This is a genomic window from Streptomyces sp. NPDC126503 (assembly GCF_040302405.1).
GTDB classification, from domain to species: Bacteria; Actinomycetota; Actinomycetes; order Streptomycetales; family Streptomycetaceae; genus Streptomyces; species Streptomyces gulbargensis.
Window position 1 is genome coordinate 197293 of record NZ_JBEORS010000009.1, and the last position, 25067, is coordinate 222359.

General features: G+C 73.0%; 24 protein-coding genes. 10 read left to right on the forward strand and 14 right to left on the reverse strand.

Translation table 11 applies throughout. From position 1 onward, the window contains the following. Positions 1-111: 111 nt before the first annotated feature. Positions 112-735 (forward strand): hypothetical protein, encoded by a 624-nt coding sequence (locus ABTY40_RS15100; protein ID WP_352059878.1) that lies wholly within the window; start codon positions 112-114, stop codon positions 733-735. On the opposite strand, the gene ABTY40_RS15105 is transcribed toward ABTY40_RS15100, so the two are convergent. Further along, positions 652-1224, reverse strand: a complete 573-nt coding sequence (locus ABTY40_RS15105; RefSeq protein WP_352059879.1) for a cob(I)yrinic acid a,c-diamide adenosyltransferase — start codon at positions 1222-1224, stop codon at positions 652-654. The genes ABTY40_RS15100 and ABTY40_RS15105 overlap by 84 nt on opposite strands. 233 nt (positions 1225-1457) lie before the next feature. On the opposite strand from ABTY40_RS15105, the gene ABTY40_RS15110 reads away from it, so the two are divergent. The 3 genes from ABTY40_RS15110 (at position 1458) to ABTY40_RS15120 (ending at position 5671) form a co-directional block, all read left to right on the forward strand. Beyond that, complete coding sequence (locus ABTY40_RS15110) at positions 1458-2306, forward strand: 3-hydroxyacyl-CoA dehydrogenase family protein (RefSeq protein ID WP_352059880.1); 849 nt, start codon at positions 1458-1460, stop codon at positions 2304-2306. Between the two features lie 126 nt (positions 2307-2432). Continuing rightward, on the forward strand, positions 2433-2756 hold the full coding sequence (locus ABTY40_RS15115; protein WP_309050267.1) for an STAS domain-containing protein: 324 nt from the start codon (positions 2433-2435) through the stop codon (positions 2754-2756). Between the two features lie 224 nt (positions 2757-2980). Beyond that, entirely contained in the window at positions 2981-5671 is a 2691-nt protein-coding gene (locus ABTY40_RS15120) for an ATP-binding protein (protein WP_352059881.1), read from the forward strand. A gap of 85 nt (positions 5672-5756) precedes the next feature. Here the strand turns inward: ABTY40_RS15120 and nucS are convergent, their stop codons facing one another. Further along, positions 5757-6428 carry an endonuclease NucS gene (nucS, locus tag ABTY40_RS15125; protein ID WP_309050265.1) on the reverse strand — a complete coding sequence of 224 codons (672 nt, stop codon included), beginning with the start codon at positions 6426-6428 and terminating at the stop codon, positions 5757-5759. Between the two features lie 227 nt (positions 6429-6655). Between nucS and ABTY40_RS15130 the strand changes: the two genes are divergently transcribed. After that, positions 6656-7048, forward strand: a complete 393-nt coding sequence (locus tag ABTY40_RS15130) for an SCO5389 family protein (protein WP_345285523.1) — start codon at positions 6656-6658, stop codon at positions 7046-7048. Between the two features lie 240 nt (positions 7049-7288). On the opposite strand, the gene ABTY40_RS15135 is transcribed toward ABTY40_RS15130, so the two are convergent. Continuing rightward, positions 7289-8323: an LLM class flavin-dependent oxidoreductase gene (locus tag ABTY40_RS15135; RefSeq protein ID WP_352059882.1), complete on the reverse strand. Its 1035-nt coding sequence runs from the start codon at positions 8321-8323 to the stop codon at positions 7289-7291. A 199-nt stretch (positions 8324-8522) separates the two neighbouring features. On the opposite strand from ABTY40_RS15135, the gene ABTY40_RS15140 reads away from it, so the two are divergent. Next, entirely contained in the window at positions 8523-8849 is a 327-nt protein-coding gene (locus ABTY40_RS15140) for an Rv1322 family protein (protein WP_345285520.1), read from the forward strand. Between the two features lie 45 nt (positions 8850-8894). Here the strand turns inward: ABTY40_RS15140 and ABTY40_RS15145 are convergent, their stop codons facing one another. From ABTY40_RS15145 to mce, 7 genes are all read right to left on the reverse strand, one after another. Then, positions 8895-9722, reverse strand: a complete 828-nt coding sequence (locus tag ABTY40_RS15145) for an ABC transporter permease (RefSeq protein ID WP_352059883.1) — start codon at positions 9720-9722, stop codon at positions 8895-8897. Then, positions 9719-10810 carry an ATP-binding cassette domain-containing protein gene (locus tag ABTY40_RS15150; RefSeq protein WP_352059884.1) on the reverse strand — a complete coding sequence of 364 codons (1092 nt, stop codon included), beginning with the start codon at positions 10808-10810 and terminating at the stop codon, positions 9719-9721. Before ABTY40_RS15150 ends, ABTY40_RS15145 begins: the two co-directional genes overlap by 4 nt. 166 nt (positions 10811-10976) lie before the next feature. Next, entirely contained in the window at positions 10977-11756 is a 780-nt protein-coding gene (locus ABTY40_RS15155; RefSeq protein ID WP_352059885.1) for an ABC transporter permease, read from the reverse strand. 3 nt (positions 11757-11759) lie between these two features. Further along, positions 11760-12731, reverse strand: a complete 972-nt coding sequence (locus ABTY40_RS15160; protein ID WP_352059886.1) for an ATP-binding cassette domain-containing protein — start codon at positions 12729-12731, stop codon at positions 11760-11762. Positions 12732-12809: 78 nt separating this feature from the next. Then, on the reverse strand, positions 12810-13745 hold the full coding sequence (locus ABTY40_RS15165; protein ID WP_345285510.1) for a coiled-coil domain-containing protein: 936 nt from the start codon (positions 13743-13745) through the stop codon (positions 12810-12812). A gap of 114 nt (positions 13746-13859) precedes the next feature. Further along, entirely contained in the window at positions 13860-18371 is a 4512-nt protein-coding gene (scy, locus tag ABTY40_RS15170) for a polarized growth protein Scy (RefSeq protein ID WP_352059887.1), read from the reverse strand. A 214-nt stretch (positions 18372-18585) separates the two neighbouring features. Further along, positions 18586-19038 (reverse strand): methylmalonyl-CoA epimerase, encoded by a 453-nt coding sequence (mce, locus tag ABTY40_RS15175; protein WP_345285506.1) that lies wholly within the window; start codon positions 19036-19038, stop codon positions 18586-18588. 137 nt (positions 19039-19175) lie between these two features. On the opposite strand from mce, the gene ABTY40_RS15180 reads away from it, so the two are divergent. Both ABTY40_RS15180 and meaB read left to right on the forward strand, forming a co-directional pair. Then, positions 19176-20378, forward strand: a complete 1203-nt coding sequence (locus tag ABTY40_RS15180) for an acetyl-CoA C-acetyltransferase (RefSeq protein ID WP_345285505.1) — start codon at positions 19176-19178, stop codon at positions 20376-20378. Between the two features lie 31 nt (positions 20379-20409). Then, positions 20410-21369, forward strand: a complete 960-nt coding sequence (meaB, locus tag ABTY40_RS15185; protein ID WP_309051805.1) for a methylmalonyl Co-A mutase-associated GTPase MeaB — start codon at positions 20410-20412, stop codon at positions 21367-21369. A 132-nt stretch (positions 21370-21501) separates the two neighbouring features. Here the strand turns inward: meaB and ABTY40_RS15190 are convergent, their stop codons facing one another. From ABTY40_RS15190 to ABTY40_RS15205, 4 genes are all read right to left on the reverse strand, one after another. Beyond that, positions 21502-21978: a MarR family winged helix-turn-helix transcriptional regulator gene (locus ABTY40_RS15190; RefSeq protein WP_345285502.1), complete on the reverse strand. Its 477-nt coding sequence runs from the start codon at positions 21976-21978 to the stop codon at positions 21502-21504. A 117-nt stretch (positions 21979-22095) separates the two neighbouring features. After that, positions 22096-22881 (reverse strand): AIM24 family protein, encoded by a 786-nt coding sequence (locus ABTY40_RS15195; protein ID WP_352059888.1) that lies wholly within the window; start codon positions 22879-22881, stop codon positions 22096-22098. Further along, positions 22878-23528, reverse strand: a complete 651-nt coding sequence (locus ABTY40_RS15200; RefSeq protein ID WP_352059889.1) for an AIM24 family protein — start codon at positions 23526-23528, stop codon at positions 22878-22880. Before ABTY40_RS15200 ends, ABTY40_RS15195 begins: the two co-directional genes overlap by 4 nt. A 94-nt stretch (positions 23529-23622) precedes the next feature. Beyond that, positions 23623-24261: an AIM24 family protein gene (locus ABTY40_RS15205; RefSeq protein ID WP_352059890.1), complete on the reverse strand. Its 639-nt coding sequence runs from the start codon at positions 24259-24261 to the stop codon at positions 23623-23625. Between the two features lie 107 nt (positions 24262-24368). Between ABTY40_RS15205 and ABTY40_RS15210 the strand changes: the two genes are divergently transcribed. Both ABTY40_RS15210 and ABTY40_RS15215 read left to right on the forward strand, forming a co-directional pair. Continuing rightward, positions 24369-24713, forward strand: coding sequence for a DUF3817 domain-containing protein (locus ABTY40_RS15210; protein ID WP_309051810.1), 345 nt, complete (start codon positions 24369-24371; stop codon positions 24711-24713). Then, positions 24710-25003: an MTH1187 family thiamine-binding protein gene (locus ABTY40_RS15215; protein ID WP_352059891.1), complete on the forward strand. Its 294-nt coding sequence runs from the start codon at positions 24710-24712 to the stop codon at positions 25001-25003. The genes ABTY40_RS15210 and ABTY40_RS15215 overlap by 4 nt, the downstream gene beginning before the upstream one ends. The last annotated feature ends 64 nt before the right edge of the window (positions 25004-25067 follow it).

Genomic DNA, 25067 nt, shown 5'->3' on the forward strand with positions numbered 1-25067 from the left:
CCGGGCCGATCCGCCCCTCCGCCGAAGGATGTAGACGCACTTCGTCACCGGCGACGACGATCCGGGCCCGGCCGGGCGGGACGCTGAGAGGGAAGCGAAAGGGGAACCGCTGTGATCGTCACACTCATCGTGGTCTGCGAGGTGGGCTTCTGGGTCCTGCTGGCCGCCGGCCTCTCCGCCCGGTACCTGCTCAAGAAGCCGAAACTGGGCATGGCGCTGCTGCTGTGCGAACCGCTCCTGGAGGTCCTGCTCCTGGTCGTCACGGCGGTCGACCTCAAGAGCGGGGCCGAGCCGAGCTGGCGCCACGGCCTCGCCGCCCTCTACATCGGCTACACCGTCGGCCACGGCCACCGGACCGTGAAGTGGCTCGACGGCCACGCCGCCCACCGCATCGGCGGCGGCCCGCCGCCCCCGAAGCCGCCGCAGTACGGCATGGAGCGCGCCCGCCACGAGGGGCGGATCTGGCTCGGCTCCGTGGTGGCGGCCTCCGTCGCCGCCGGCCTCCTGCTCGCCGCGGTCTGGTACGTGGGCGACGCCGGCGACACCTCGAAGCTGGAGGCCTCGATCGCCGCCGCCTGGCGGGTGGTCGGCATCCACGGCCTGATCGCCCTCAGCTACGTCGTCTGGCCGCGCAAGGCCCCGCGGGACGGCTCAGCGGTCGCCGCCCGGGACCCAGAGGACGTCCCCGACCCCCTTGTTCGCGGTCCGCGCGAGGATGAACAGCAGGTCCGATAGCCGGTTGAGGTACGTGGCGGTCAGCGCGTTCATCGTCTCGCCGTGCACCTCCAGGGCGGCCCACGTGGAGCGCTCGGCCCGCCGGACCACCGTGCACGCCTGGTGCAGCAGGGCCGCACCGGGCGTGCCCCCCGGCAGAATGAAGGAGCGCAGCTTCTCCAGGTCCTCCAGGAAGCGGTCGCAGTCCGCCTCCAGCTTGTCGACGTAACCCTGCTCCACCCGCAGCGGCGGGTACTCCGGGTTATCCACCACCGGCGTGGCGAGGTCCGCCCCCACGTCGAACAGGTCGTTCTGGACGCGGACCAGGACCTTCACGACCTCCTCGTCCAGCTGCCCCAGGGCGACGGCCGTACCGATCACGGCGTTGGCCTCGTTGGCGTCGGCGTAGGCCGCGATCCGCAGATCCGTCTTGGCGGTCCTGCTCATGTCCCCCAGCGCGGTGGTGCCCTTGTCGCCGGTGCGGGTGTAGATGCGCGTCAGATTGACCATGGCCCCAGCGTAGTGACGACCCGGCCCGCCGGACGGCGTCTGTGCCCACCGTCACGGCGGACGCGCCCTCCCGGGAGGCCGCCGTCCCCCTCGGCGGTTCCCGCGGCCTGTCGCGAGTGTGACGTCCGTCAAAGAGGGCGTGACGCGCATTACTTAGCGGTCACATGGCGGCCCGCGACCGCTAATCTCCGCCGGAGAGCCAGAAGTGAACAGGCGTTGAGGGGTGGAAGATCGTGGCCAGGAAGCTCGCCGTCATCGGGGCCGGACTCATGGGGTCCGGCATCGCGCAGGTATCGGCCCAGGCGGGCTGGGACGTCGTCCTGCGTGACGTCACCGACGCCGCGCTCACCCGAGGGACCGACGGGATCAAGGCGTCGTACGACCGGTTCGTCGCCAAGGGCAAGCTGGAGGCCGCCGACGCGGAGGCCGCGCTCGGCCGGATCACCGCCACCACCGACCTGGAGGCCGTCGCCGACGCCGATGTCGTGGTCGAGGCCGTCTTCGAGAAGCTGGAGGTCAAGCACGAGATCTTCCGCTCCCTCGACAAGATCGCCAAGGACGGCGCGATCCTCGCCTCCAACACCTCCGCCATCCCGATCACCAAGATCGCCGCGGTGACCGGACGCCCCGAGGCGGTCGTCGGCACGCACTTCTTCTCCCCGGTCCCGATGATGCAGCTCTGCGAGCTCGTCCGCGGCTACAAGACCAGCGACGCCACCCTGGCCGCCGCCCGCGAGTTCGCCGAGTCGGTCGGCAAGACGTGCATCGTCGTCAACCGCGACGTGGCCGGCTTCGTCACCACCCGCCTCATCTCCGCCCTCGTCGTCGAGGCCGCCAAGCTCCAGGAGTCGGGCGTCGCCACCGCCGAGGACATCGACATCGCCTGCAAGCTCGGCTTCGGCCACGCCATGGGCCCGCTCGCCACCGCCGACCTCACCGGCATCGACATCCTCGTCAACGCCACCGGCAACATCTACACGGAGACGCAGGACGAGAAGTTCGCGCCGCCGGAGCTGATGCGCCGGATGGTGGACGCGGGTGACATCGGCCGCAAGAGCGGGCAGGGCTTCTACAAGTACTGAGCCCGTGACGCCAGTCCGCCTCACTCCGTGGGGTGAACTTCGGTACCGGTTCGCTGACAAGGCGCAACGTATCTGCCGATACGGCAGTCAGTCGTTGTGAAGACGGAGCACTCTCGGGGAGCGCATATGCACATCAGGGGCGACCACGCCGAGCTGGTCGTCGGGGGCCGCCTCGACGTCCGCAGCGCGGCGGACGCCCGTACGGTCCTGCACTCGGCCGTCGACGACGGCGTCGGCGACCTCGTGCTCGACCTGACCGGCCTCGACTCCTGGGACGCGACCGGCCTCGGCGTCATCATGGGCGCCCACCGGCGGGCCGGCCGCTGCGGCCGCCGCCTCGTCCTGCGCGGCGTGCCGCCCCAGATGCAGCGGCTCCTCGTCGCCACCCGGCTCCACCGCATCCTCGCCATCGAGGGCGGCCTCGCCATGGAGTCCCTGCCCCGCGTGTGAGCGGCCCGGGCGACCGGCCCCCGCGGGCCGTCCCGGGGCCGCCACCTGTGAAGCCGCCGTGAGAACCAGGCGTCACGCTCAATCCTCACAAGACCGTGACGTCTTGGTCTCGGCGGCACCCCACCTGTTCCCGGGCCCCCCGCGACCGTCTAGGGTTCGGCCGTCTGCACACATCGACGGACCCACCCGGCGGGCTCCGCACACCGCTCTTGGGAGCTTTGACCATGGACCCGATACACCGGGGACCGGACGCCTCCGGTCACGACCCCGCGGCCGGGGACGCCCGCCCCGCGCCCGCTCCCGCCCTGCCCGAGCGCGCCGCCGCGTCGCCCGCCCGGGCCCGCGTCACCCGCATCGTCTCCGGCGGCCTGCTCCTCACCGTCAACCCCGTCGACGGCAGCGAGATCGAGCCCTGCCCGCCCGGCCAGGAACACCGCGAACCCCGCCGCCGCACCCCCGAGGAGCGCGCCGAGGCCGCCCGCGCCGCAGCCCCGCCCGTACCCCCCGGCCCCGCCGCGCCCCCGCTGCCCCTCCTCGAACGCCAGGAGACCCGCGAGCGGCTCGCCGAGATCCTCGGCCGGGGCCGCTCCGCCCGTCTGACCGGCCCCGCCGGTTCCGGCCGCACCACCCTCCTCGACGCCGTCGCCACCGACTGCGCCGACCTCGCCCCCGACGGCGTCGTGCGCCTCTCCGGCCACCACCGCACCGCCACCGAACTCCTCCACGACCTCTTCGCCGCCGTCCGGTACGCCCCCGGCGAGCGGCCCGACCGGACCACACTCCCCGCCCGGATCCGTGACATCGGCGCCGTGGTCGTCGTCGACGACCTCGAGTTCGGCGGCGCCGCCCTCGACGAACTCCTCGCCGCCGCGCCCGAATGCGCCTTCCTCCTCGCCGCCGCGCCCGACGTGCCCGCGCCCTCCGCCGAGTCCCACGTCGAGGAGGTCGCCCTCACCGGCCTCGGCCGTGCCGCCTCCCTGAAGCTCCTGGAGAGCGCCGTCGGCCGCACCCTCACCGATGACGAGGCCAACTGGGCGGGCGACCTCTGGTTCGAGTCCGAGGGCCTCCCGCTCCGCTTCGTCCAGGCCGGCGCCCTGCTCCGGCAGCGCGACCGACTCCGCGTCACACCCGCCGAGTTCGACGCCTTCGGCGCCCTCGAAGAAGCCTTCGGGCCGCAGCACGGCGCCCCGTCCGCCCCCGCCGGGGACGCCTCCCCGGCCGGCCCCGAGGACGCCGACGTCGAACTGCGCGAGATACCGCTGCCCAGCCTCGGCGAGGGCGCGGCCCCGGCCGCCCTGCTCGCCTCCCGGCTCAGCCGCTCCGCCCAGGCCACCCTCCGCTTCGCCGTCGCCCTCGGCGGTGAAATCCCGCACCAGGCGCACCTGCCGGCCCTGGTCGGCGACACCCACGCGGACGCCGCCCTCGGCGAACTCCGGTCCTGCGGACTGCTCACCCCGGTCGGCCCGCGCCACCGGCTCGCCACGGGCGTCCTCGCCCAGCTCCTCGCCCACGGGTACGGCACGGGGGCCGCCGACCGCGTCCACACCGCCGCCCAGCACTACGCCTGGTGGGCGGGACACCCCTCCGTGACCCCCGAGCGCGCCGCCGCCGAGGCCGACGCGCTGCTCGCCGCCCTCACCGCGCTGCTCCCCGGCACCGACGCCGAACACCGCGCCACCGCCGTGCTCCTGGCCCGCGCCGCCGCCCCCGCCTTCGCCGCCTCGCTCCACTGGGGCGCCTGGGAGCGGGCCCTGCGCGCCGGGCAGGAGGCGGCTCGCCTCACCGGGGACGTCGCCGAGGAGGCGTACTTCCACCACGAACTCGGCGTGCTCGCGCTCTGCGCCGGCAACCTGGAGCGGGCCCGCGCCGAACTGGAGGCCTCCATCGCGCTGCGCGGCGCCCTCGCCGACAAGCGCGGCACCGTCGCCGGCCGCCGGGCGCTCGCCCTCGTGGACGACCTCGCCCGCCGCGCCGCCGCCCCCGCGCCGGCTCCCGAGGCCGTCTCGCCCCCCCGGGGCACCCCGGCGCTCCGCGGCCCCGCGCCCGCCCCCGTACCCCCGGCGGCATCCGGTCCGGCCGACGCCACGCCGCCCCAGGGCAAGGCCGCCCTCCCGGCGTTCGCGGACTTCCCCGACCTCGCCGGCGGTCCGGCCCGCGCCCCCGCCCCCGGCGCCGCCAAGGCGGCCGGAACCGCGGGCCGTCCCGGTCCGCGCGACGAGCGCCCCACCCCCGCCGGCGGGACCCCGGCCGCGGCCGGCCGGTCCGGACTGCGCAGCGGCATCCTCGACGGAGCCCGCCGCAACCTGGTCGCCGTCGGCGCCGGAGCGCTCCTCGTCGCGGTCCTCGGCACGGTCGTGACGCTCGGCGCCACCTCCGGCGACGGGGAGACGCCCGCCACCGACCGCGTCACCTCCGACAGCAGCGCGACCCCGGGCACCACCGACGACGGTCTCGACCCGGAGGAACCGCCCGCCGAGAGCGGGACGGGCGAGGTGACCGGCGTCCCGGGCGAGACGGGCGCACCCACCGGCTCCGGCAGCCCGTCCCCGACCGGCTCGGGGAGCGGCTCGCCCTCCTCTTCCTCCTCGTCCTCCTCGTCGTCGACACCCGGCACGTCCGACTCCCCGTCCTCCCCGTCCAGGACCGCCACCACCGCGCCGACGACGCCCGACGAGCCGACCAGCGGCACCCCGGTGCCGACGACCACGGCCCCGACGGTGACCGGCGAGCCCCGGCCGACGGAGACGACCACGCCGCCGGTGACGCCGCCGACCTCGCCGCCCACGACCCCGCCGACGACCACCGCGCCTCCCACGACGACGGCTCCGGACCCCAGCGGCTCGGCCTCGTCCTCCCTCGCCGTCCCGTCCCCCTCCCAAGGCTCCGCCGCTCCGGAGACGGCCACCACGATCTGAGCCGTCGGACAGGGACGTACGGAAACGGGGACGGCCCCGGGCGCGTTCACCGCACCCGGGGCCGTCCCCGTACACCGTCCGGCGGCTAGAACAGCCGCAGCTTGTCGTCCTCGATGCCCCGCAGCGCGTCGTAGTCGAGGACCACACAGTCGATCCCGCGGTCGGTCGCGAGGACCCGCGCCTGCGGCTTGATCTCCTGCGCGGCGAAGACGCCCTTCACCGGTGCCAGGTGCGGGTCGCGGTTGAGGAGCTCCAGATAGCGGGTGAGCTGCTCCACGCCGTCGATCTCGCCGCGCCGCTTGATCTCCACCGCGACCGTCGCGCCGTCGGCGTTCCGGCACAGGATGTCCACCGGGCCGATCGCCGTCGGGTACTCGCGGCGGATCAGGGTGTAGCCCTCGCCGAGGGTCTCGATGCGGTCGGCGAGGAGCTCCTGGAGGTGCGCCTCCACGCCGTCCTTGATCAGACCGGGGTCCACGCCGAGTTCGTGCGAGGAGTCATGGAGGATTTCCTCCATCGTGATGATCAGTTTCTCGCCCGCTTTGTTGATCACGGTCCACACGCCCGCGTCACCGTCCGCGCCCTCCTTCAGGGTGCACGGCGGGGACATCCAGTTGAGCGGTTTGTACGCCCGGTCGTCCGCGTGGATGGAGACGCTCCCGTCCGCCTTGATCAGGATCAGACGAGGTGCGGAGGGCAGATGGGCCGTGAGCCGGCCCGCGTAGTCCACGGAGCAGCGGGCAATGACGAGACGCATGGTGGGCAACGCTACAAGACGGGCCCTCTTCTTCGCGATTCGGGCATCATCACGCGCCGAACACCCGTTGTATATCGGCCGGTTGTGTTCGCATTCTCCTGGTGCGGTCAGGACTGCGCGCTTACCGTGGATGCCGGAGGTCGTCGACCGTGCACGCTCCGTGGCGCCGACCCGGCCTTCACCCCTGCCCGCAAGACCCCGCCCGCGGGGTCGCGAGAGGAGAACCCATGTCGCTCGACGTCTCACCGGCCCTGTTGGAACAGGCCGAGCGAGGCGAGGTCGACGAAGCCGACTTCGTCGACTGCGTCCGGACCTCCCTGCCCTACGCATGGGAGATGATCAGTTCTCTGGTGGCCCAGCTGAAGGTCGACGGCGGAGACTTCGCCGACAACCAGACGCCGCCGCCGAATGAGCAGGCACGTGGTCAGCTGCTGCGCGCGCTCGCGAGCGATGCCATTCGCGGCGCGCTGCAGCGGCACTTCGGGGTGCGTCTCGCATTCCAGAACTGCCACCGGGTGGCGGTCTTCCCGCTGGACCCGTCCACCGACGAGCGGCTCGCCCGGTTCACGTCCGCACGGGCGCAGCTGCTCAACCAGTCGCCGGAACTGCGCGACTGCTGAGACCTGGTGCTGCCGCTCCGCGTCACGGGAGCCGCGCTCGGTGCGTGCCGACGCGCACCGCCTCGCCGCGCACGGATGACGGGGCGGCGGCGCACGGTCCCACCGCCCTCACGGGCCCGCCACCACGGGGGCCCGGCGGGGCGACGGCCCCGGGTACGTCACGGGGCCCGGTCGCCTCTCGCCGCCGCACCCCGCCGGAAGGTCCCGGCGCGCCCGCGTCCGGCACCCGTCACGCAGGTCTCAGGCGAGAAGCGGCAGGACCTCGGTGCCCAGGCGCCGTACGTTCTCCTCGGTGGCCGCGAGGTCGCCGGAGCCCTCCGCGAGGAGGGCGAAGCGGGTGATGCCCGTGCGCTCGGAGGTCGCCGCGAGCCGGTCGGCCGCGAAGCGGGGCGTGCCCACCGGGTGCAGTCCGCAGAGCAGCTCCGTGTACGCCACCGGGTCCCGCATCGCGCGGTGCCGGCCGTCCACGGTGACGTGGGCGTCGAGCCCCTGCTTCAGCCAGCCGGGCATCGCCTTCAGCAGGGCCTCCGCCGCGTCGGCGCCGCCGTCCGCGAGCTGCACCACACCCGCCGACACGTGGCCGTCCGCGATCCGGGCGATCTCGTCCGGGTTCCGTCCGGCCTCCCGGGCGCAGCGCGCCCACGCCGCGACCATCTCGGCCTTGTCCTCGTCCCCGCAGTGCATCCCGAGCAGCATCGGCAGCCCGCGCTCCGCGGCCAGGCGGACGCTCCGGGGAGAGGTGCAGGCCACCACGACCTCCGGGGCCGCCGGGCCCTCGATCAGCTCGTCGGGGCGGGGCACCACCGCCACCTCGCGGAAGGCGAACCGTTCCCCCGTGGCACCCACGCGGGGCTCGGTGAGCCAGCGCAGCAGCAGGTCAAGCGATTCGGGGAAGCCCCGCTCGTAGGCGTCCAGGCCCGCGCCGAACACCTCCAGGTCCACCCACGGTCCGCCCCGCCCCACGCCCAGCGTGAACCGGCCGCCCGAGGTGAGGTGCAGCAGCGCGGCCTGCTCGCCCAGGGACACGGGGTGCGCCGTGGGCAGCACCGTCACCGCCGTGCCGATCCGCAGCCGGCGGGTCCGGCCGAGCAGAAAGGCCGCCAGGGTCACCGCCGAGGGGCAGACCCCGTACGGTACGAAGTGGTGCTCGGCCAGCCAGACCGAGTCGAGCCCCGCCTCCTCGGCCACCTCGGCGGTCCGCACCGCCCGGTGCAGGGCCTCCCCCTGCCCCTGGCCGGGGAACTGGGCGGCCAGAACGAACGTACCCACGCGCATCGCCAACTGCCTCCTTGCGCCCTACGGTTCTCCCCCCTCGCACTGGCACCAACGCCTGACACGTGCCAAAGGCAACGGCCGTTCATGAAGTTCTTGCGATTTTCGGCTAAGCCGGGCCGGACGCGGCACCGGACACCTCGGAGCGGCCCGTAGGCTGAGGGGAACGGTCCGTGTCGTCCCCAGACCCTGTGAGGTGCCCGTGTCCCCGCGTCACAACCGCTCCCGGGGCGGTGCCAGGCCCGAGCCGCAGGTGGACCCCGGCAACCGGTACGGCGGTGTGCAGCGTACCGAGACCTGGCAGGGCGAGGAGTGGTACGTACGGCTCGTCGCCGGCGCCAGCGCCCCCGGCAAGCGGTACCGCTGCCCGGGCTGCGACCAGGAGATCCCGTCCGGCGCCCCGCACCTCGTGGCGTGGCCCGAGTACGGGGGAGTGGACGACCGCCGGCACTGGCACAAGGCCTGCTGGAACGCGAAGGACCGCCGCACCACCAAGGTGCAGCGGTCCCGCAACGCTCCGAGGTACTGAGCCCCGCTCCGGAGCCCGGTCACCCGTCCCGGTTCGTCTGCCCGGTCACACGTCCCGGCTGTTCAGCACGGCGAACGCGCCGCCCAGCGCGCCGAGCGCGACGACCAGCATGATCCACACCGGGTCCCAGCCGGTCGGGCCCGAGGCGCCCTCGACCGGCACGGACGAGTACAGGGCGATCATCTGGCTCGGCAGGGCGTAGGCGAGCAGCCAGTCCCGCACCCCGGACAGCGACTCGGCCATCATGAACATGGCGGCCACCAGCGGCATCAGCAGGACGCCGATCATGATGGTGATCGCCCCGGCCGAGTGCCGGATCAGCGTCCCGACGGCCAGGGACAGCAGGCCCGTCAGGGCCAGGAACAGACCGGCGCCCACCGTGGCCCGCAGCCACTGGTCGGCCGTCGGGTCGGGCCCGGACACCAGGGCGATCTGCACCACCGCCACCACCGTGGCCGTCAGGGTCGTGATCGTGAAGACGAGCGCGAAGAAGACGATCGCCTTGGCGAGCAGCACCCGCCCCCGGCTCGGGCAGGCCGTCAGCGTGGTGCGGATCATGCCGGTCCCGTACTCGGAGGCGATGGTGAGCACGCCGAGCGTCATCACGCAGATCGAACCGAGCAGCAGACCGAAGAAGCCCAGGCCGAGCGCCGCGTCGTTCTCCGCCGGGTAGTCCGAGGCCGCCACGATCAGCGCGACACCGGTGCCGACGCCCAGCATCAGCAGCACCATCACCCCCAGCGTCCACATCGTCGAACGCAGCGAGCGGATCTTCGTCCACTCGGAGGCGAGGGCGTCACCGAGGTGCGCCCGGCGCACCGGGATGGGGGAGACGTAGGAGTGCGGCGCCGGGGAGGGGGTGGGGGCGGTCATCGGGCGTCCTTGGGGGTGTCGCTCGGCTGCGGGGAGGCGTACGGGTTCTGTCCGGGCGGCGGCGGGGCGTACCAGCCCTGCTGCGGCACCTCGGGGATCACCGGCTGCGGCGGCTGCCCGTACCCCGGCTGTCCGGGCTGCGGCGGCGCCTGGAGGTGCGCGAGCCGGTCGTCGGTGGAGCGGTAGTCGACGGCGCCCTGGGTCAGCCGCATGTACGCCTCCTCCAGAGACGCCTGGTGCGGCGAGAGCTCCCAGAGCCGGACGTCCGCCCCGTGGGCGAGGTCACTGATCCGGGGCAGGGGCAGGCCCGCCACCCGCAGCGCCCCGTCCGGCTCGGACAGCACCTGCCCGCCGGCCTCCGTGAGGGCCGCCGTCAGCTTCTCCCGCTGCTCCGGCTCGCCCTCGGGAGTGCGCACCCGGGCGAAGCCCGCCGAGTTCGCCGCGATGAACTCCCGCACCGGCATGTCCGCGAGCAGCTGCCCCCGGCCGATCACGATCAGGTGGTCGGCCGTCAGCGCCATCTCGCTCATGAGGTGACTGGAGACGAAGACGGTCCGGCCCTCGGAGGCCAGCTTCCTCATCAGGTTCCGCACCCAGAGGATGCCCTCCGGGTCCAGGCCGTTGACCGGCTCGTCGAACAGCAGGACCTCGGGATCACCGAGGAGGGCCGCCGCGATGCCGAGGCGCTGGCCCATACCGAGCGAGAAGCCCTTGGAGCGCTGCCTGGCCACCTCCTGCAGACCCACCACGCCCAGCACCTCGTCGACCCGCCGGGCCGGGATGCCGGCGAGCTGGGCCAGCGACAGCAGGTGGTTGCGCGCGCTCCGCCCGCCGTGCACGGCCTTGGCGTCCAGGAGGGCACCGACCTGCCGGGGGGCGTTCGGCAGCTGCGGGAAGGGGTGGCCGCCGATGGTGACGCTGCCCGCCGTCGGCCGGTCCAGGCCCAGGATCATGCGCATGGTCGTCGACTTCCCGGAGCCGTTCGGCCCCAGGAACCCGGTGACCACACCGGGCCGCACCTGGAACGACAGGTTGTACACGGCCGTCTTGGCGCCGTAGCGCTTCGTCAGGCCGATCGCCTCGATCATTCTTCCAGCCCCATCGACAGGTCGGTCACGTCCATGCCGGGGTGTGGCCGCGCTCGGCCGGAGTTCCCCGTACGACGTAGGAGCTTATCCAGCCCTTGACGGTTCCGGTGAAGGGAGAGGAGAACCTCAGGGAACGATCAGGGACCTCCCTGAGAACCCCCGGGCCTCAGGCGTCCCGCCGCCTCAGCACCAGCCAGCCGCCCACCAGCGCGGCCGCCACCCACAACAGCATGATCCCGAGCCCGCCCCAGGGACCGTACGGCGCCTTCTCCGAACCCAGCGCGTCCGGCACCACCTGCATGATCTTCGAACCGGCCTGGTCGGGGAAGTAGCGGGCCACCTCCTTGGCCTTCGGTACCGCGGAGAGGATCTGCGAGATCAGGAAGAAGAACGGCACCAGGATGCCCAGCGAGAGCATGGAGGACCGCAGCATCGCCGCCACCCCCATCGAGAAGATCGCGATCAGCCCCATGTAGAGGCCGCCGCCGACCACCGCCCGCAGCACGTTCTCCTCACCGATCGAGGTCCGGTGCTCCCCGAGCAGCGCCTGGCCGAGGAAGAAGGAGAGGAAGCTGGTCGCCAGCCCCACCGCGAGGGCCAGCGCCCCCGCCACCGCGATCTTCGAGAAGAGGAAGGCCGCGCGCTGCGGAACGGCGGCCAGCGAGGTGCGGATCATGCCCGAGGAGTACTCGGTGCCCACCACCAGGACCCCGAAGACGACCATGGCCAGCTGCCCGAGCATCATCCCGGAGAAGCTGACGAACGTCGGGTCGAAGGTGGCCCGCTCCACCTCGGAGAGATCGTCGAAGGTGGACCGCATCAGCGCGCACAGCGCCGCGCTCATCGCCACCGTGACCAGCAGGGCGGCGGCCAGCGTCCAGACCGTCGACGACACCGACCGGATCTTGGTCCACTCCGACCGGAGGACCGCGGATGCCGCTGCCATGGTTCAGGCCTCCTCGGAGGTCGCGCCCCAGCGGGGCCCCGGTGCGGCGAGCGCGCCGCCGTGGATGTCGGTGCCGTGCGCGTGGTACTCCACCGCACCGGCCGTCATCCGCATGAACGCCTCCTCGAGGGAAGCGCGTTGGGAACTCAGCTCGTGCAGCACCAGCCCGTTCTCCGCGGCCAGCTCGCCCAGCCGCTCGGTCGTCGCCCCGTCCACCTCCAGGCTGCCGTTGCCCGCCTCGACGGCGGTGAACCCGTGGGCGTGCAGGACGTCCCGCAAACGCTCCCGCTGCGGCGAGCGCAGCCGTACATAACTCCGCGAATTCCGCTGGATGAAATCCGCCATCGACGTGTCGGCCAGCAGCTTGCCCTGTCCGATCACGATCAGATGATCAGCCGTCAGCGCCATTTCACTCATCAGATGACTGGAAACGAAGATCGTCCGGCCTTCGGACGCCAGCGCCTTCATGAGATTGCGGATCCAGTGAATTCCCTCGGGGTCCAGACCATTGACGGGTTCGTCGAACATCAAGATCTCCGGATCACCCAGCAGCGCCGAGGCGATGCCGAGGCGCTGCCCCATGCCGAGCGAGAACCCCTTCGACTTCTTCCGCGCCACCGCCGTCAGCCCCACCAGCTCCAGCACCTCGCCCACCCGGCGCTCCGGGATGCGGTTCGACTGCGCCAGGCACAGCAGGTTGTTGTACGCCGAACGGCCGCCGTGCATCGCCTTGGCGTCCAGCAGAGCCCCGATGTACTTCAACGGCTCGTCCAGGTCGCGGTAGTGCCGCCCGTCGATCCGGACCGTCCCGCTCGTCGGGTTGTCCAGATCGAGCATCATGCGCATCGTCGTCGACTTGCCCGCCCCGTTGGGCCCGAGGAAACCGGTGATCATGCCCGGCCGGACCCGGAAGGAGAGATGGTCGACCGCCGTCTTCGTCCCGTACCGCTTGGTCAGCCCCTCAACCTCGATCATGCGTACCAACCTAAGGGCGCGCGAAACCCCCCGCCACCGGAGTGACAGGGGGTCCTCACGCACCGGAACCGGCGGGCGTTACCGCGTCTGCTGGGCCGGGACGCCCGCGCTCCGCTCGTCGTCGACCGGGGAGCCGGCCGCCGCCACCGCCGCGCCCGTCAGGGTCGCCAGCATCTCGCGGACGTTGGTCAGCTGCGCGTTGATCGAGTCGCGGCGGTTCGTCAGCGCCGCCAGCTCGCGCTCCGATTCGCTGCGGATGCGGTCCGCCTTGGCGTTGGCGTCGGCCACGATGTCCTCGGCCTGGCGCTGCGCGGTCTCCACCGTCTGGCGGGCCCGGCGCTCCGCGTCCGTCCGCAGCTTCTCGGCCTCCAGGCGCAGCTGCTCCGCCCGGTGCTCGATCTCCGCGAGCCGCTTCTCGGCCTTGGCCTGACGCGAGGCCAGGTCGCGCTCCGACTGCTCCCGGCGCTTGGCCAGGTTGGTCTCGAAGTCCGCGGCGGCCTGAGCCGCCTTGGCACGGGTCTCCTCGAAGAGGGCGTCCGCCTCCTCACGCTTCGACTGCGCGTCCTTCTGCGCCTCGGCGCGCAGCGAGTTGGCCTCGCCCTGCGCCTTCTCGACGATCCGGACGCCCTCGTCCTCGGCCTTCGCCTTGCGCTCCGCCGCGAACGACTCGGCGTCGTTGCGCACCTGCTGGGCGGCCGACTCGGCCAGCTCGCGGTGCTGCTCGGCGGCCCGGCGGGCCTCCTCGCGCAGGTCCTTCGCCTCCTCCTCGGCCAGCCGGAGGATCTTCTCGACACGGGCGCCCAGACCCGCGTACGACGGCTCGGCGTCGCTGACCTGCGCCTGGGCGTTCTGCGTTTCGAGGTGGAGTTCCTCGATGCGCTTCTCCAGAGAGGTGATTCGGGCCAGAGCACTGTCACGGTCGGCGACGAGCTTGGTAATGCGGTCGTCCACCTGACCGCGGTCGTAACCACGCCGCACGAGCTCGAAGCCGAAGGGGGAGGAAGTGTCGCTCATGGGGTTCCTGTCGAATGAGACCGGTGAGGTGTTAGAGGGAATCCTAGGGGCCGAAGCGGCGTGTCATCGAGCGTATGCCCGTTTGATCTGGAGAATGTCCAGCCTTTTGAGTGGCTACCCGTCCTGGGACTTGCCACCCGAACGAGTGGACCCCGCTGACGCGCCCGCCTTGGCACCCACCGCCCCGGCGGACTTGGCCCCCGCCGACGGAGTCTCGAAAGACTCCAACGCCTCCAGAACGTCCTGGACACGGGAGATCTCGGCATTGATGTCCTTGCGGCGCCGCGTCAGGACCTCCAGCTCCCGCCGGCCCTCCGCGACCAGACGCTCGGCCTCGGCCTCCGCCTCCGCCTTGATCCGCTCCGCCTCCGCGACGAGCGAGGCCTTCTTCTGCTCGGCCTCCTTCAGCAGCGCCTCCGCCTTCTTCACGGCCGCGATCCTGACCTTGCTCGCCTCCGAACTCGCTTCCGAGACCAGCTCCTTCGCCTTCTCCTCCGCCTCGGCGCGCTGCTCCTCCGCCGCCTTCACCAGCTTGTCGACCCGCTCGCCGGCCGTCTTCATCTGCTCGGCCGTCTCGCGCCGCGCCCGGTCGTGCAACTCCTCGATCTCGGCCTCGATCCGGCCGCGCAGCTCCTCCGCCCGCTCCCTTATCGCGGTCGCGTCGCTGCGCGCGCCGACCAGCAGCTCGTCCGCGTCCGCACGGGCCTTCTCCACCAGGGAGTTGCCCTCCACCGTCGCCTCCGCGACGATCCGCTCGGCCTCCTTGCGGGCCGCGCCGACCATCGTGTCCGCCTGCGTCTCCGCCTCGGTGGTGGCGCGCAGGGCCTCCTCCTGCGCCTTGGCGATCAACTGGTCCGCCTGCTCGGCCGCGTCGGAACGCCTGCGCGCCCCGGCCTCCCGCGCCTCGTCGAGCGTGCGGTCCGCCTCGGCCCGCGCCTCCGCGCGCATCCGCTCGGCCGCAGCCTCGGCGTCCGCCCGGACCCGCTCCGACTCCGTACGGACCCGCTCCGCCTCCTGACGCGCGGCCTCCAGCGCCTCGGCGCCCTCGGCCCGCAGCCGCTCCGCCTCCTCGGCGGCCGTCGCGACGGTCCGGCCGGCCTCGGCGCGGGCGTCCGTGGTCACCGCGTCGGCCAGCTCCAGCGCCTCGTTGGTGATCCGCTCCGCCTCCGCGGTCGCCTCGCCCACGAGCGCGTCGGCCTGCTCGCCCGCGTCGGCGCGCCGCTTGTCGGCGGCCTTGCGCGCCTCGTCCAGGATCCGGTCGGAGTCCGCGAGCGCCGCCGCCCGCAGTGCCTGGGCGTGCGCCTCGCCGTCCGCCTTGACCTGCTCGGCCTCGGCACGGAGCCGCTCGGCGTCGCGCTCGGTGGTCTCGCGCAGCTCGGCGGCCTCCGCCGCGATGCGCTCCGCCTCGGCGGTGGCCTCGCCGACGAGGGCGTCGGCCTGGGCGGCGGCGTCGGCGCGCCGCTTGTCGGCGGCCTTGCGGGCCTCGTCGAGGACCTGCTCGCCGTCCGCGCGGGCCGCGGCGCGCAGCGCTTCCGCCTGCGCCTCGCCCTCGGCCTTGACCTGCTCGGCCTCGGTACGGAGCCGCTCGGCGTCGCGCTCGGTCGTCTCCAGCAGTTCGGCGGCCTCGGTGGTGAGCCGTTCCGCCTCGGCGGTGGCCTCGCCGATGAGGGTGTCGGCCTGGGCGGCGGCGTCGGCGCGCCGCTTGTCGGCGGCCTTGCGGGCCTCGTCGAGGACCTGCTCGCCGTCCGCGCGGGCCGCGGCGCGCAGCGCCTCCGCCTGCGCCTCGCCCTCCGTCTTGATCCGCTCCGCCTCGGCCCGCAGCTCGGCCGCCTCGGCGCCGATCCGCTCGGCCTCCGCCCGCGCCTCACCGACCACCGACTCGGCGCGCTCGGCCGCCTCGGAACGGATCCGGTTGGCGTCCTCCCGGGCGTCCGCCCGGGTGCGGGCCGCGTCCTGCTCGGCCGCGGCGAGCGAGTCCGTGACCTCGGTCCGTACCCGCTGCGCGTACTCGGCGGTGTCCGCGCGCAGCTTCTCCGACTCGGTGATCGCGTCCGCGACCGTCCGCTCGGCCAGCGCCTTCGCGGCCTCCGACTCCTCCTGGGCGCGCGCCCGGACCCGGGCCGCGTCCTCGGTCGCGCGCTCCCGCTCCTCGTGGGCGTCGGCGCGGACCCGGTCCGCCTCCTCCTGCGCCTCGGTGCGGGTCCGCTCCGACGCGTGCTCGGCGGCGGACCGCAGCCCGGCGATCTCCTCCTCGGCCTGCTCGCGCAGCCCGGCCACCGAGTCCCGCACCTCCTGGGCGGTGTGCTCGGCGGCGGTGACCATCTCGGTCGCCCGCGCGTCCGCCTCCTCGACCAGGCGCTGCGCCTCGGTCTGCGCCTCCTCCACCCGCTTGCGGGCGGCGGCGAGGAGTTCCTCCGACTGCTCGCGGGCCAGCTCGCGCTCCCGGCCCGCCTCCGAGCGCGCCGACTCCAGGGTCTCCTCGGCCTCCCGGCGGCGCCGGTTGGCCTCCTCCTGCGCGGCGGCGAGCGCCTCCGCGGCCTCGGCCGCGACCCGCTCGGCCGCCGCGGCGGCCTCGGCCCGCACCCGGTCGGCGGTCTCCTGGGCCTCCGACTTCAGGCGCTCGGCCTCGGTGGCGGCCTCCGTGCGGAGCCGTACCGCCGTCGCCTCGGCCTCGGCGCGCGCCGTGGACGCGTCGGCCGCGGCCTCGGTCCGCAGCCGCTCGGCCTCCTGCTCGGCCTGCTCCCGGAGGGTACGGATGCGCTCGGCGGCCTCGGTCCGCAGCCGCTCGGTCTCCTCCGCGGCCTCGCGGCGGATCCGCTCGCTCTCCGCCCGGGCATCGGTGAGCTCCTGCCCGGCGGCGGCGACCTTCGCCTCGGCGTCGGTGTGCAGCCGGGCCAGCTCCTCGGCGGCCTGGGCGCGCCGGGCCTCGGCGGCCCGCTCGGCGTCCGCGCGCAGCTCGGCGGCGGCCTTCTCGGCCGCCTCCCGTACGGACTCCGCCTGCTCCTCGGCCTCGGCCCGCAGCCGCTCGGCCTCGGCGCGGGTCCGCTCCAGCGTCTCCTCGGCCTGGGCGCGGAGCGTCTGGGCCCGCTCCATCGCCTCGGTCCTGACCCGCTCGCTCTCCGTGCCGGCCTTGGCGCGCAGCTCGTCGGCGTCGGTACGGGCCTTGGCGAGGAGCTCCTCGGCGGTCCTGGCCGCCTCCTCGATCTGCTGGACGGCCTCGCGGCGGGCCTCGCCGCGGATGCGCTCGCCCTCGGCGATCGCCTCGGCGCGCAGCTGCTCGGCCTCACCGCGCAGGCGGCGGGCCTCCTCCTGGAGCTCGACCGTCTTGGCCCGGTACTCCTTGGTGTCGTCCTTCGCGGAACCGAGCAGCTCGTCGGCCTGCTCCTCGGCGCGCGAGCGCAGCCGGTCGGCCTCGGTCTCGGCCTCGCGGCGGATCCGCTCCGCCTCCTCGGCGGCCTTGCGGGTGGTCTCCTGCGCGCTCTCGGAGGCCTTGCCGAGGATCTCCTCGGCGCTGCGGGCGGCCTTGGCGAGCGCCGCGGCGGAGTCCTCGGCCGCCGCGGTACGGGCCTTCTCGGTGGCCTCGGCGACCAGCTTCTCGGCGCGCTCGGTGGCCTCGCGGAGCTTCTCCTCGGCCTCGGCCTTGAGGGTCTCCGCCTCCTTGGTGGCCTCGCCGACCAGCCGGGCGATCTCGGTCTTGGCGGTGCGGGTGCGCTGCTCGTTGACGGACTCGGCGGAGGCCAGCTGCCGGGCGGCGGCCTCCTTGGCCTCGGCGAGGGTCCGCTCGGCCTCGGCGCGGGCCAGGCGGAGCTTCTCCTCGGCCTCCTGCATCCGCTGCTCGGCGGCGCGGGAGAGCTCGGTGGCCTGGCGGCGGGCCTGGTCGGTCTCGGCGGTGGTGGTGGTACGGAGCTGCTCGGCGTGGCTGGTGGCCTCCTGCGCCTGGCTGGAGGCGGCGGCGAGGAGCCGCTCGGCGTCCTTGCGGGCGCGCAGCAGAATCGCTTCGGCCTCGGCACGGGCGGACTCCGCCTCGGCGCCGACGCGGCGGCCGGTCTCCTCGGTGAGCCGGGCGGCCTCGGCACGGGCGGTGGCGAGCGCCTGCTCGGCCTCGGCGCGGGACTCCTCCATGAGCCGGCGGGCCTGCGCCTCGGTGCGGGCGCGCAGCTGCTCGGCCCAGGCGACGTTCTCGTTGACGTGCGCCTCGACGGTCTGGCGGCGCTCGTTCAGTTCCTGGTCGAGCTGCTGGCGGCGCTGCACCGCCTCGTTGTGCAGCTCGGCCTGGAGCCGGGCCTGGTGCTCGGCGTGCTCCTGGAGGATGCGCTGCGTCTGGGCCCGGGCCTCGCGCAGCTCGCGCTCGGCGTCCTGGCGGAGCTGCTCGGCCTGGACCTGGGCGTTGCGCAGCAACTGCTCGGCCTGGTACCCGATGTCCGCGCTGTCGTACGCGGGCCGGGACGCGATGGTGCGGCGCGCCTCGTGGAGCTTGGCACGCAAGACCTCGACCTGGTAGCCGAGGTCCTCGGCGTGCTGGACGGCCTTCTCCCGCTCGGTCTTCAGCCGCTCCATCTCGGCCTCGAACCGGGCGAGATGGTCGTCCTCAGCTCGGTGGCTCTCCTGGCGTTCGTAGCCCCGCACTGCGCGGTCCCATCCTTCCCCGAGCTCTCCGAGCAGGGGAGACCCCAACCCTGCTCGCAACTCCAACGAGCACGTCCTCGCGGTCGAGGACGGACCCCCCGGGGAATCGTGGCAGATCGGACGACCCCGACATCCCGACTTCGGTGCCGCACGGAGCGGCCCCGACCGGCCCCGGCCCGGAGTCGCCCACTCTACCGGGCCAGGAAACCGGAGGTCAGTGCTCCGCTGAGGAGTGGTCAGCCGACGGCTCCGCCGAGGTGACCAGTTCGGTGAGGACGCCGTGGCAGTCCTTGGGGTGCAGGAAGGTGATGCGGGAGCCCATGGAACCGGTCCGCGGCTCGTCGTAGAGGACCCGGACGCCCTTCCCGCGGATGGCCTCGGCGTCCCCGTCGACGTCGGCGGTGCCGAAGGCGATGTGGTGCACGCCCTCGCCGTTCTTGGCCAGCCACTTGCCCACCGCGGAGTCCTCGCGGGTGGGCTCGAGGAGCTGGAGGTAGGAGGCCCCGCCATCGGAGGTCCCGTTGATCTTGAGCATGGCCTCGCGGACGCCCTGCTCCTCGTTGACCTCGGTGTGGAAGACCTCGAAACCGTACGTGGCACGGTAGAACTCGACGGTCCTGTCCAGGTCGAAACAGGCGATCCCGATGTGGTCGATACGCGTCAGCATGTGTCCAGTGCAGCGCCGCGGCGGTGGTTACGCAACGTGCGCGCGATCACACCGACTGGCCGGTGACCCGGTGCCGCACCGCTCAGTACATTGGCGGTAAACCCTCGTTCACTCCTCATCCCAAGGGGCTGTGCCTCATGTCTGGAACGACCGGTACCACCTCAGTGATCGTCGCGGGCGCCCGCACGCCCATGGGTCGTCTGCTCGGCTCGCTCAAGTCCTTCTCGGGCGCCGACCTCGGCGGCTTCGCCATCAAGGCCGCCCTCGACCGGGCCGGCATCGGCGGCGACCAGGTCCAGTACGTGATCATGGGGCAGGTGCTCCAGGCGGGTGCCGGGCAGATCCCCGCCCGCCAGGCCGCCGTCAAGGCCGGCATCCCGATGAACGTCCCGGCCCTCACCGTCAACAAGGTGTGTCTCTCCGGCCTCGACGCCATCGCCCTCGCCGACCAGCTCATCCGCGCGGGTGAGTTCGACGTGGTCGTCGCCGGCGGCCAGGAGTCGATGACCAACGCCCCGCACCTGCTGCCGAAGTCCCGTGAGGGCTACAAGTACGGCGCCATCGAGATGCTCGACGCGATGGCGTACGACGGCCTCACCGACGCCTTCGAGGGCATCGCCATGGGCGAGTCCACCGAGAAGCACAACACCCGCCTCGGCATCGAGCGCCAGGTCCAGGACGAGATCGCCGCCCTCTCGCACCAGCGGGCCGCCGCCGCCCAGAAGAACGGCATCTTCGAGGCCGAGATCACCCCGGTGGAGATCCCGCAGCGCAAGGGCGAGCCGGTCGTCTTCTCCCAGGACGAGGGCATCCGCGGCGAGACCACGGCCGAGTCCCTCGCCAAGCTCCGCCCGGCCTTCGCCAAGGACGGCACGATCACCGCCGGCACCTCCTCGCAGATCTCCGACGGCGCCGCCGCCGTGGTCGTGATGAGCAAGGCCAAGGCCCAGGAGCTCGGCCTGGAGTGGATCGCCGAGATCGGCGCCCACGGCAACGTGGCGGGCCCGGACAACTCGCTCCAGTCCCAGCCGTCCAACGCGATCCGCCACGCCCTGAAGAAGGAGGGCCTGCAGGTCGAGGACCTCGACCTGATCGAGATCAACGAGGCCTTCGCCGCGGTCGCCCACCAGTCGATGAAGGACCTCGGCGTCACCCCCGAAAAGGTGAACGTCAACGGCGGCGCCATCGCGCTCGGCCACCCCATCGGCATGTCCGGTGCCCGTGTGGTGCTGCACCTGGCCCTGGAGCTCAAGCGGCGCGGCGGCGGCGTCGGCGCGGCCGCGCTGTGCGGCGGCGGCGGCCAGGGCGACGCGCTGATCATCAAGGTCCCGGGCAAGTAAGTCACGCACGCAAGCGCAAGGAGCTCGACTGATGGTGGACGTCCCCGCTCTGGTCGCCCAGGCACGGGAGGGCCGGCCGCGTGCCGTGGCCCGGCTGATCTCGCTCGTGGAGGGGGCGTCCCCGCAGCTGCGCGAGGTGATGGCGACGCTGGCGCCGCTGACGGGCGGCGCGTACGTGGTGGGCCTGACGGGCTCACCGGGCGTGGGCAAGTCCACGTCCACCTCGGCGCTGGTCTCGGCGTACCGCAGGGCGGGCAAGCGGGTCGGCGTGCTCGCCGTCGACCCGTCCTCGCCGTTCAGCGGCGGCGCGCTCCTCGGTGACCGGGTGCGGATGTCGGAGCACGCCTCCGACCCGGGCGTCTACATCCGCTCCATGGCCACCCGCGGGCACCTGGGCGGTCTCGCCTGGGCGGCCCCGCAGGCCATCCGCGTCCTCGACGCGGCCGGCTGCGAGGTGATCCTGGTGGAGACGGTCGGCGTCGGCCAGTCGGAGGTGGAGATCGCCTCCCAGGCCGACACCTCCGTCGTCCTCCTGGCGCCCGGCATGGGCGACGGCATCCAGGCCGCGAAGGCGGGCATCCTGGAGATCGGCGACGTGTACGTGGTGAACAAGGCGGACCGGGACGGGGCGGACGCCACGGCCCGCGAGCTCAACCACATGCTGGGCCTCGGTGAGGCGCGCGCCCCGGGCGACTGGCGGCCGCCGATCGTGAAGACGGTCGCGGCGCGCGGCGAGGGCGTCGACGAGGTCGTGGAGGCCCTGGAGAAGCACCGGGCGTGGATGGAGGAGCACGGGGTGCTCGCGGAGCGCCGGCGGTCCCGTGCGGCGCGTGAGGTGGAGACCATCACCATCACGGCGCTGCGGGAGCGGATCGGCGACCTGCGCGGCGACCGGCGCCTGGACGCGCTCGCGGAGCGGATCACGGCGGGCGAGCTGGACCCGTACGCGGCCTCCGACGAGCTCGTCGCGAGCCTGACGGGCACCGCCTGAGTCAGTCCTCGTACGCCCAGGCCACGGGGCAACGGCACGCGAAAGGGCCTTCCCGGACGACCGGGAAGGCCCTTTCGCGCCACCGGGGTGTCCCGGTGCGGATATGTCAGGTCGGGGCGCCGGGCGGCGCCGTCAGGGCTTCCCGCGCAGTCCGCGCAACTCCTCCGCGACCGGCTTCAGCGAGTCGTGGAGGTCGGCGAGGGCCTCGGGGCTGAGCCGGTCGATGAAGTGCCGGCGAACCGATTCGACGTGGTGCGGGGCGACCTTGCGCATGGTCTCCATGCCCTGGTCGGTGAGGACGGCGTAGAGCCCGCGCCGGTCGGACTCGCAGTGGGCGCGCTCGACGAGGCCCGCGTTCTCCATGCGGGTGATCTGGTGGGAGAGGCGGCTCTTGGACTGGAGGGTGGCCGCGGCCAGGTCGCTCATGCGCAGCCGCCGCTCGGCCGACTCCGAGAGGTTCACGAGGATCTCGTAGTCGTTCATCGTCAGACCGAAGGGCTGGAGGTCCCTCTCCAACTGGTGCGTCAGCATTCTGTTGACGTCCAGGTACGTGCGCCAGGCGCACTGCTCGGCGTCGGTGAGCCAGGGGGTGGCTGTCTCGGTCTCCATGTATGGATTCTACCTAAGAAGTTGAATACTTGACGAAATCTGGGAGTGTGACGCGACGCACCCGCTGCCCCGGCACGGACACGCCTTCGAGGGGCGTCACACTCCGCAGACTACCGCTCACAGCCCGAAGCGACGCTGGAGGTCTCCGAGCTGTCCGGGAAGGCGCGGCACCGAACCGTGCTGGCCCTGGCCGGAACCGTACCCTCCCTGCCCGCCCGGGACCCCCGGCTGCGCCGGCGTCACGCCCGCGTCCCGCTCCGGCATCAGCAGCTCCGTCGACTGCAGCAGCACCGTGCCCGCGCCCACGAACTCGAACTGGTGCTCCTCGCCCGACGTGCCTCCGATGCCCGTCAGGGCGCGCAGCCCGCCCATGACACCCGTCATGTACCCGTGGTCGTAGTGGTGGCACGGGGACGGGCAGTCCGCCCAGCCCACCAGTGCCTGCGGGTCCACCCGCAGCGGCGGCTCCATGAAGACCACCGGACCGTTGGACGCGGCGACGAACTTGCCGGTGCCGATCAGCGTCACGAAGCCCGGCACGATCGACTGCTTCAGCGCCAGCGACGGCTGGTACGCGAGCAGGTTCCCGGAGCGGATCGTCAGGTTGCCCTCGTCCAGGTCGTAGGAGTTCACGTCGAAGGCCCGGTCCGCCAGCAGCATCTTCCCGCTGCCCTCCGCCACCACCCAGTCGCTCGCGTGCAGCGGCGAGTGGAAGGAGGTGCGGACCAACCGGTCCAGCCGGCCGTGCCCGACGCCGTTGAACTCGATCCGCCCGTAGTAGGCGATCATCTTCCCCTTCTGCAGGAACCACTGGGAGCCCTTGAGCTCCACGCAGAAGGTGTACGGGTTGACGTTGTCGTCCGACGGCAGCGTGTGCGGGTCGTGGATGACGGGGGTGCTCACAGCTTCTCCTCCGAGGCCTGGACGTAGACCACGCCGCTGCCGCTCAGCTCCAGCTGGAACGCCTCGCCCGAGCCGCGGCCCACCATGTCGCGCCAGCCCAGCGCGGTGGACAGCTTGTTCCGTACGTCGCCGCGGTGCGCCACGTACGCCTGCGGGTCCACGTGGACCGGGCGGCCCGGCGCGATCGGCAGCTCGATCACCCCGCCGTGCGCCATGACGGCCACCGAGCCGTGCCCCTTCAGGGTCGTGGTGAACAGGCCCTGGCCCGTCACCTGGCCGCGCACCATGCCCATGACCCCGCCCTGCGAGCCCATGAACATCGTGCCCTGCTCCAGGGTGCCGTCGAAGGCGAGCAGCCGGTCCGCCTCCACGTACAGGGTGTCGCCCGCCAGCGCGATCACCTGCACGTGGTGGCCGCCGTGCCCGAACAGCACCGTGCCGCTGCCCTCCACGGTCATCAGCGGGGTCGCCTCGCCCGCCACCCGGCGGCCGATCATCGACATCAGCCCGCCCTGGCCGCCGCTCGTGTTCGGCGTGAAAGAGACCTCGCCGCGGTAGGCCAGCATCGCGCCGCGCTGGCTGAAGAGTCGCTGCCCGGGGACGACCTGGGCCTCGACCATCTTGGAGTTGATCTCCCGGAACGGCATCAGACCGCACCTCCCTCGTGAGCTTCTCTCCCCGCGCGGCGCGGAGGTGCGGCCGTGATCGCCTTCCGCGGGCCGGTGCCCGCGCGCGCGTCGCTCACAGTTCGCCCCCGACCGTGTTCCGCTCGCTCGGCTGCACGTAGACCAGCCCGTCGCCCTCGAAGCGGATCTGGAACGCCTCGCCGCCGCCCTCGCCCATGAAGGTGCGGAAGGTCACGCCCGACTGGAAGTGCTGCTGGAGGTTGCCCTGGTGGGCGATGTACGCGCCCGGGTCCACCTGGAGCGGGTACTGCGGGGTCACCCGCAGCACCACCGCCGGACCGTCGGACATGATCGCCGCCTGGCCCGTGCCCTCCACCGTCGTGGTGAAGAGGCCGTTGCCCGTGGCGCCGCCGCGCAGCCCCGTGAAGGTCGTGCCGGTGCGCAGCCCCTCGTCCGCGCAGAGGAGATTGCTCGCCTCCACCCACAGCTTCTCGCCGTGCAGCGCGACGAGGTTGATCTCGGAGGCCCGGTCGGCGAACCAGCAGGTCCCCTGACCGCGTACCTCCATCACCTCCATCTGCTCGCCGGTGAGCCGGCGGGTCACCATGCCGCGCAGGCCCTCACCGCCACCGCTCATCTTCTTGAACGCCATCTGGCCGTCGTAGGCGACCATCGAGCCGTTCTTCGCCTTCACGGCGTCACCGGTCAGGGAGACGGCGAGCACCTTGCTGCCTTGGAGTCGGAACGTTGCCACGGCCTCGACGGTACTGGGGACCCGGTTAAAGGGACTGCAAAGTCGGGGTGCACAATGGGACGGCCCTTGTGCATCCGTTCACAAGATCGAACGAAGGTGACCCCGTCGTGGACATCAAGACCGCCTCCTCCCTCCACCGGCTCCGCCTGGTCTCCGGACCGGAAGCCGTGTCGTTCCTGCTCCTGCTCGTCTGCTCGGTCCTCAAGCGGACCACGGACTTCAACGCGGTGCCGGTCATGGGCGCGATCCACGGCATCCTCTTCGTCCTCTACGTCCTGTTCTGGCTGGACGCCTGGAACCGCACCAAGTGGTCCTTCACGACGGCGGCCCTCTACTTCGTCCTCTCGGTCCTGCCCTTCGGCGGCTTCTACGCCGACCGCAAGCTCAAGCGCGAGGCCGAGGCCGCCGTCATCGCCTCCCGCGCCCGCCGCGAAGGCACGGTGAACGCGTGATCGTCGCCTTCTCCGTCACTCCCCTCGGCGTCGGGGAGGAGGTCGGCGAATACGTCGCCGACGCCGTCCGGGTCGTCCGCGAGTCCGGCCTCCCGAACCGCACCGACGCCATGTTCACCTCCGTCGAGGGGGAGTGGGACGAGGTGATGGACGTCGTCAAGCGGGCCGTCGCCGCCGTCGAGGCGCGCGCCCCGCGCGTCTCCCTCGTCCTCAAGGCCGACATCCGGCCCGGCGTCACCGACGGGCTCACCGCGAAAGTGGCCACCGTGGAGCGCCACTTGGCGGAGTGATCCCGCCCCCTCCACCGAGCCCCCGAACCTCCCGGTCCGGGGGCTCACCCGTACGGCGCCGAGA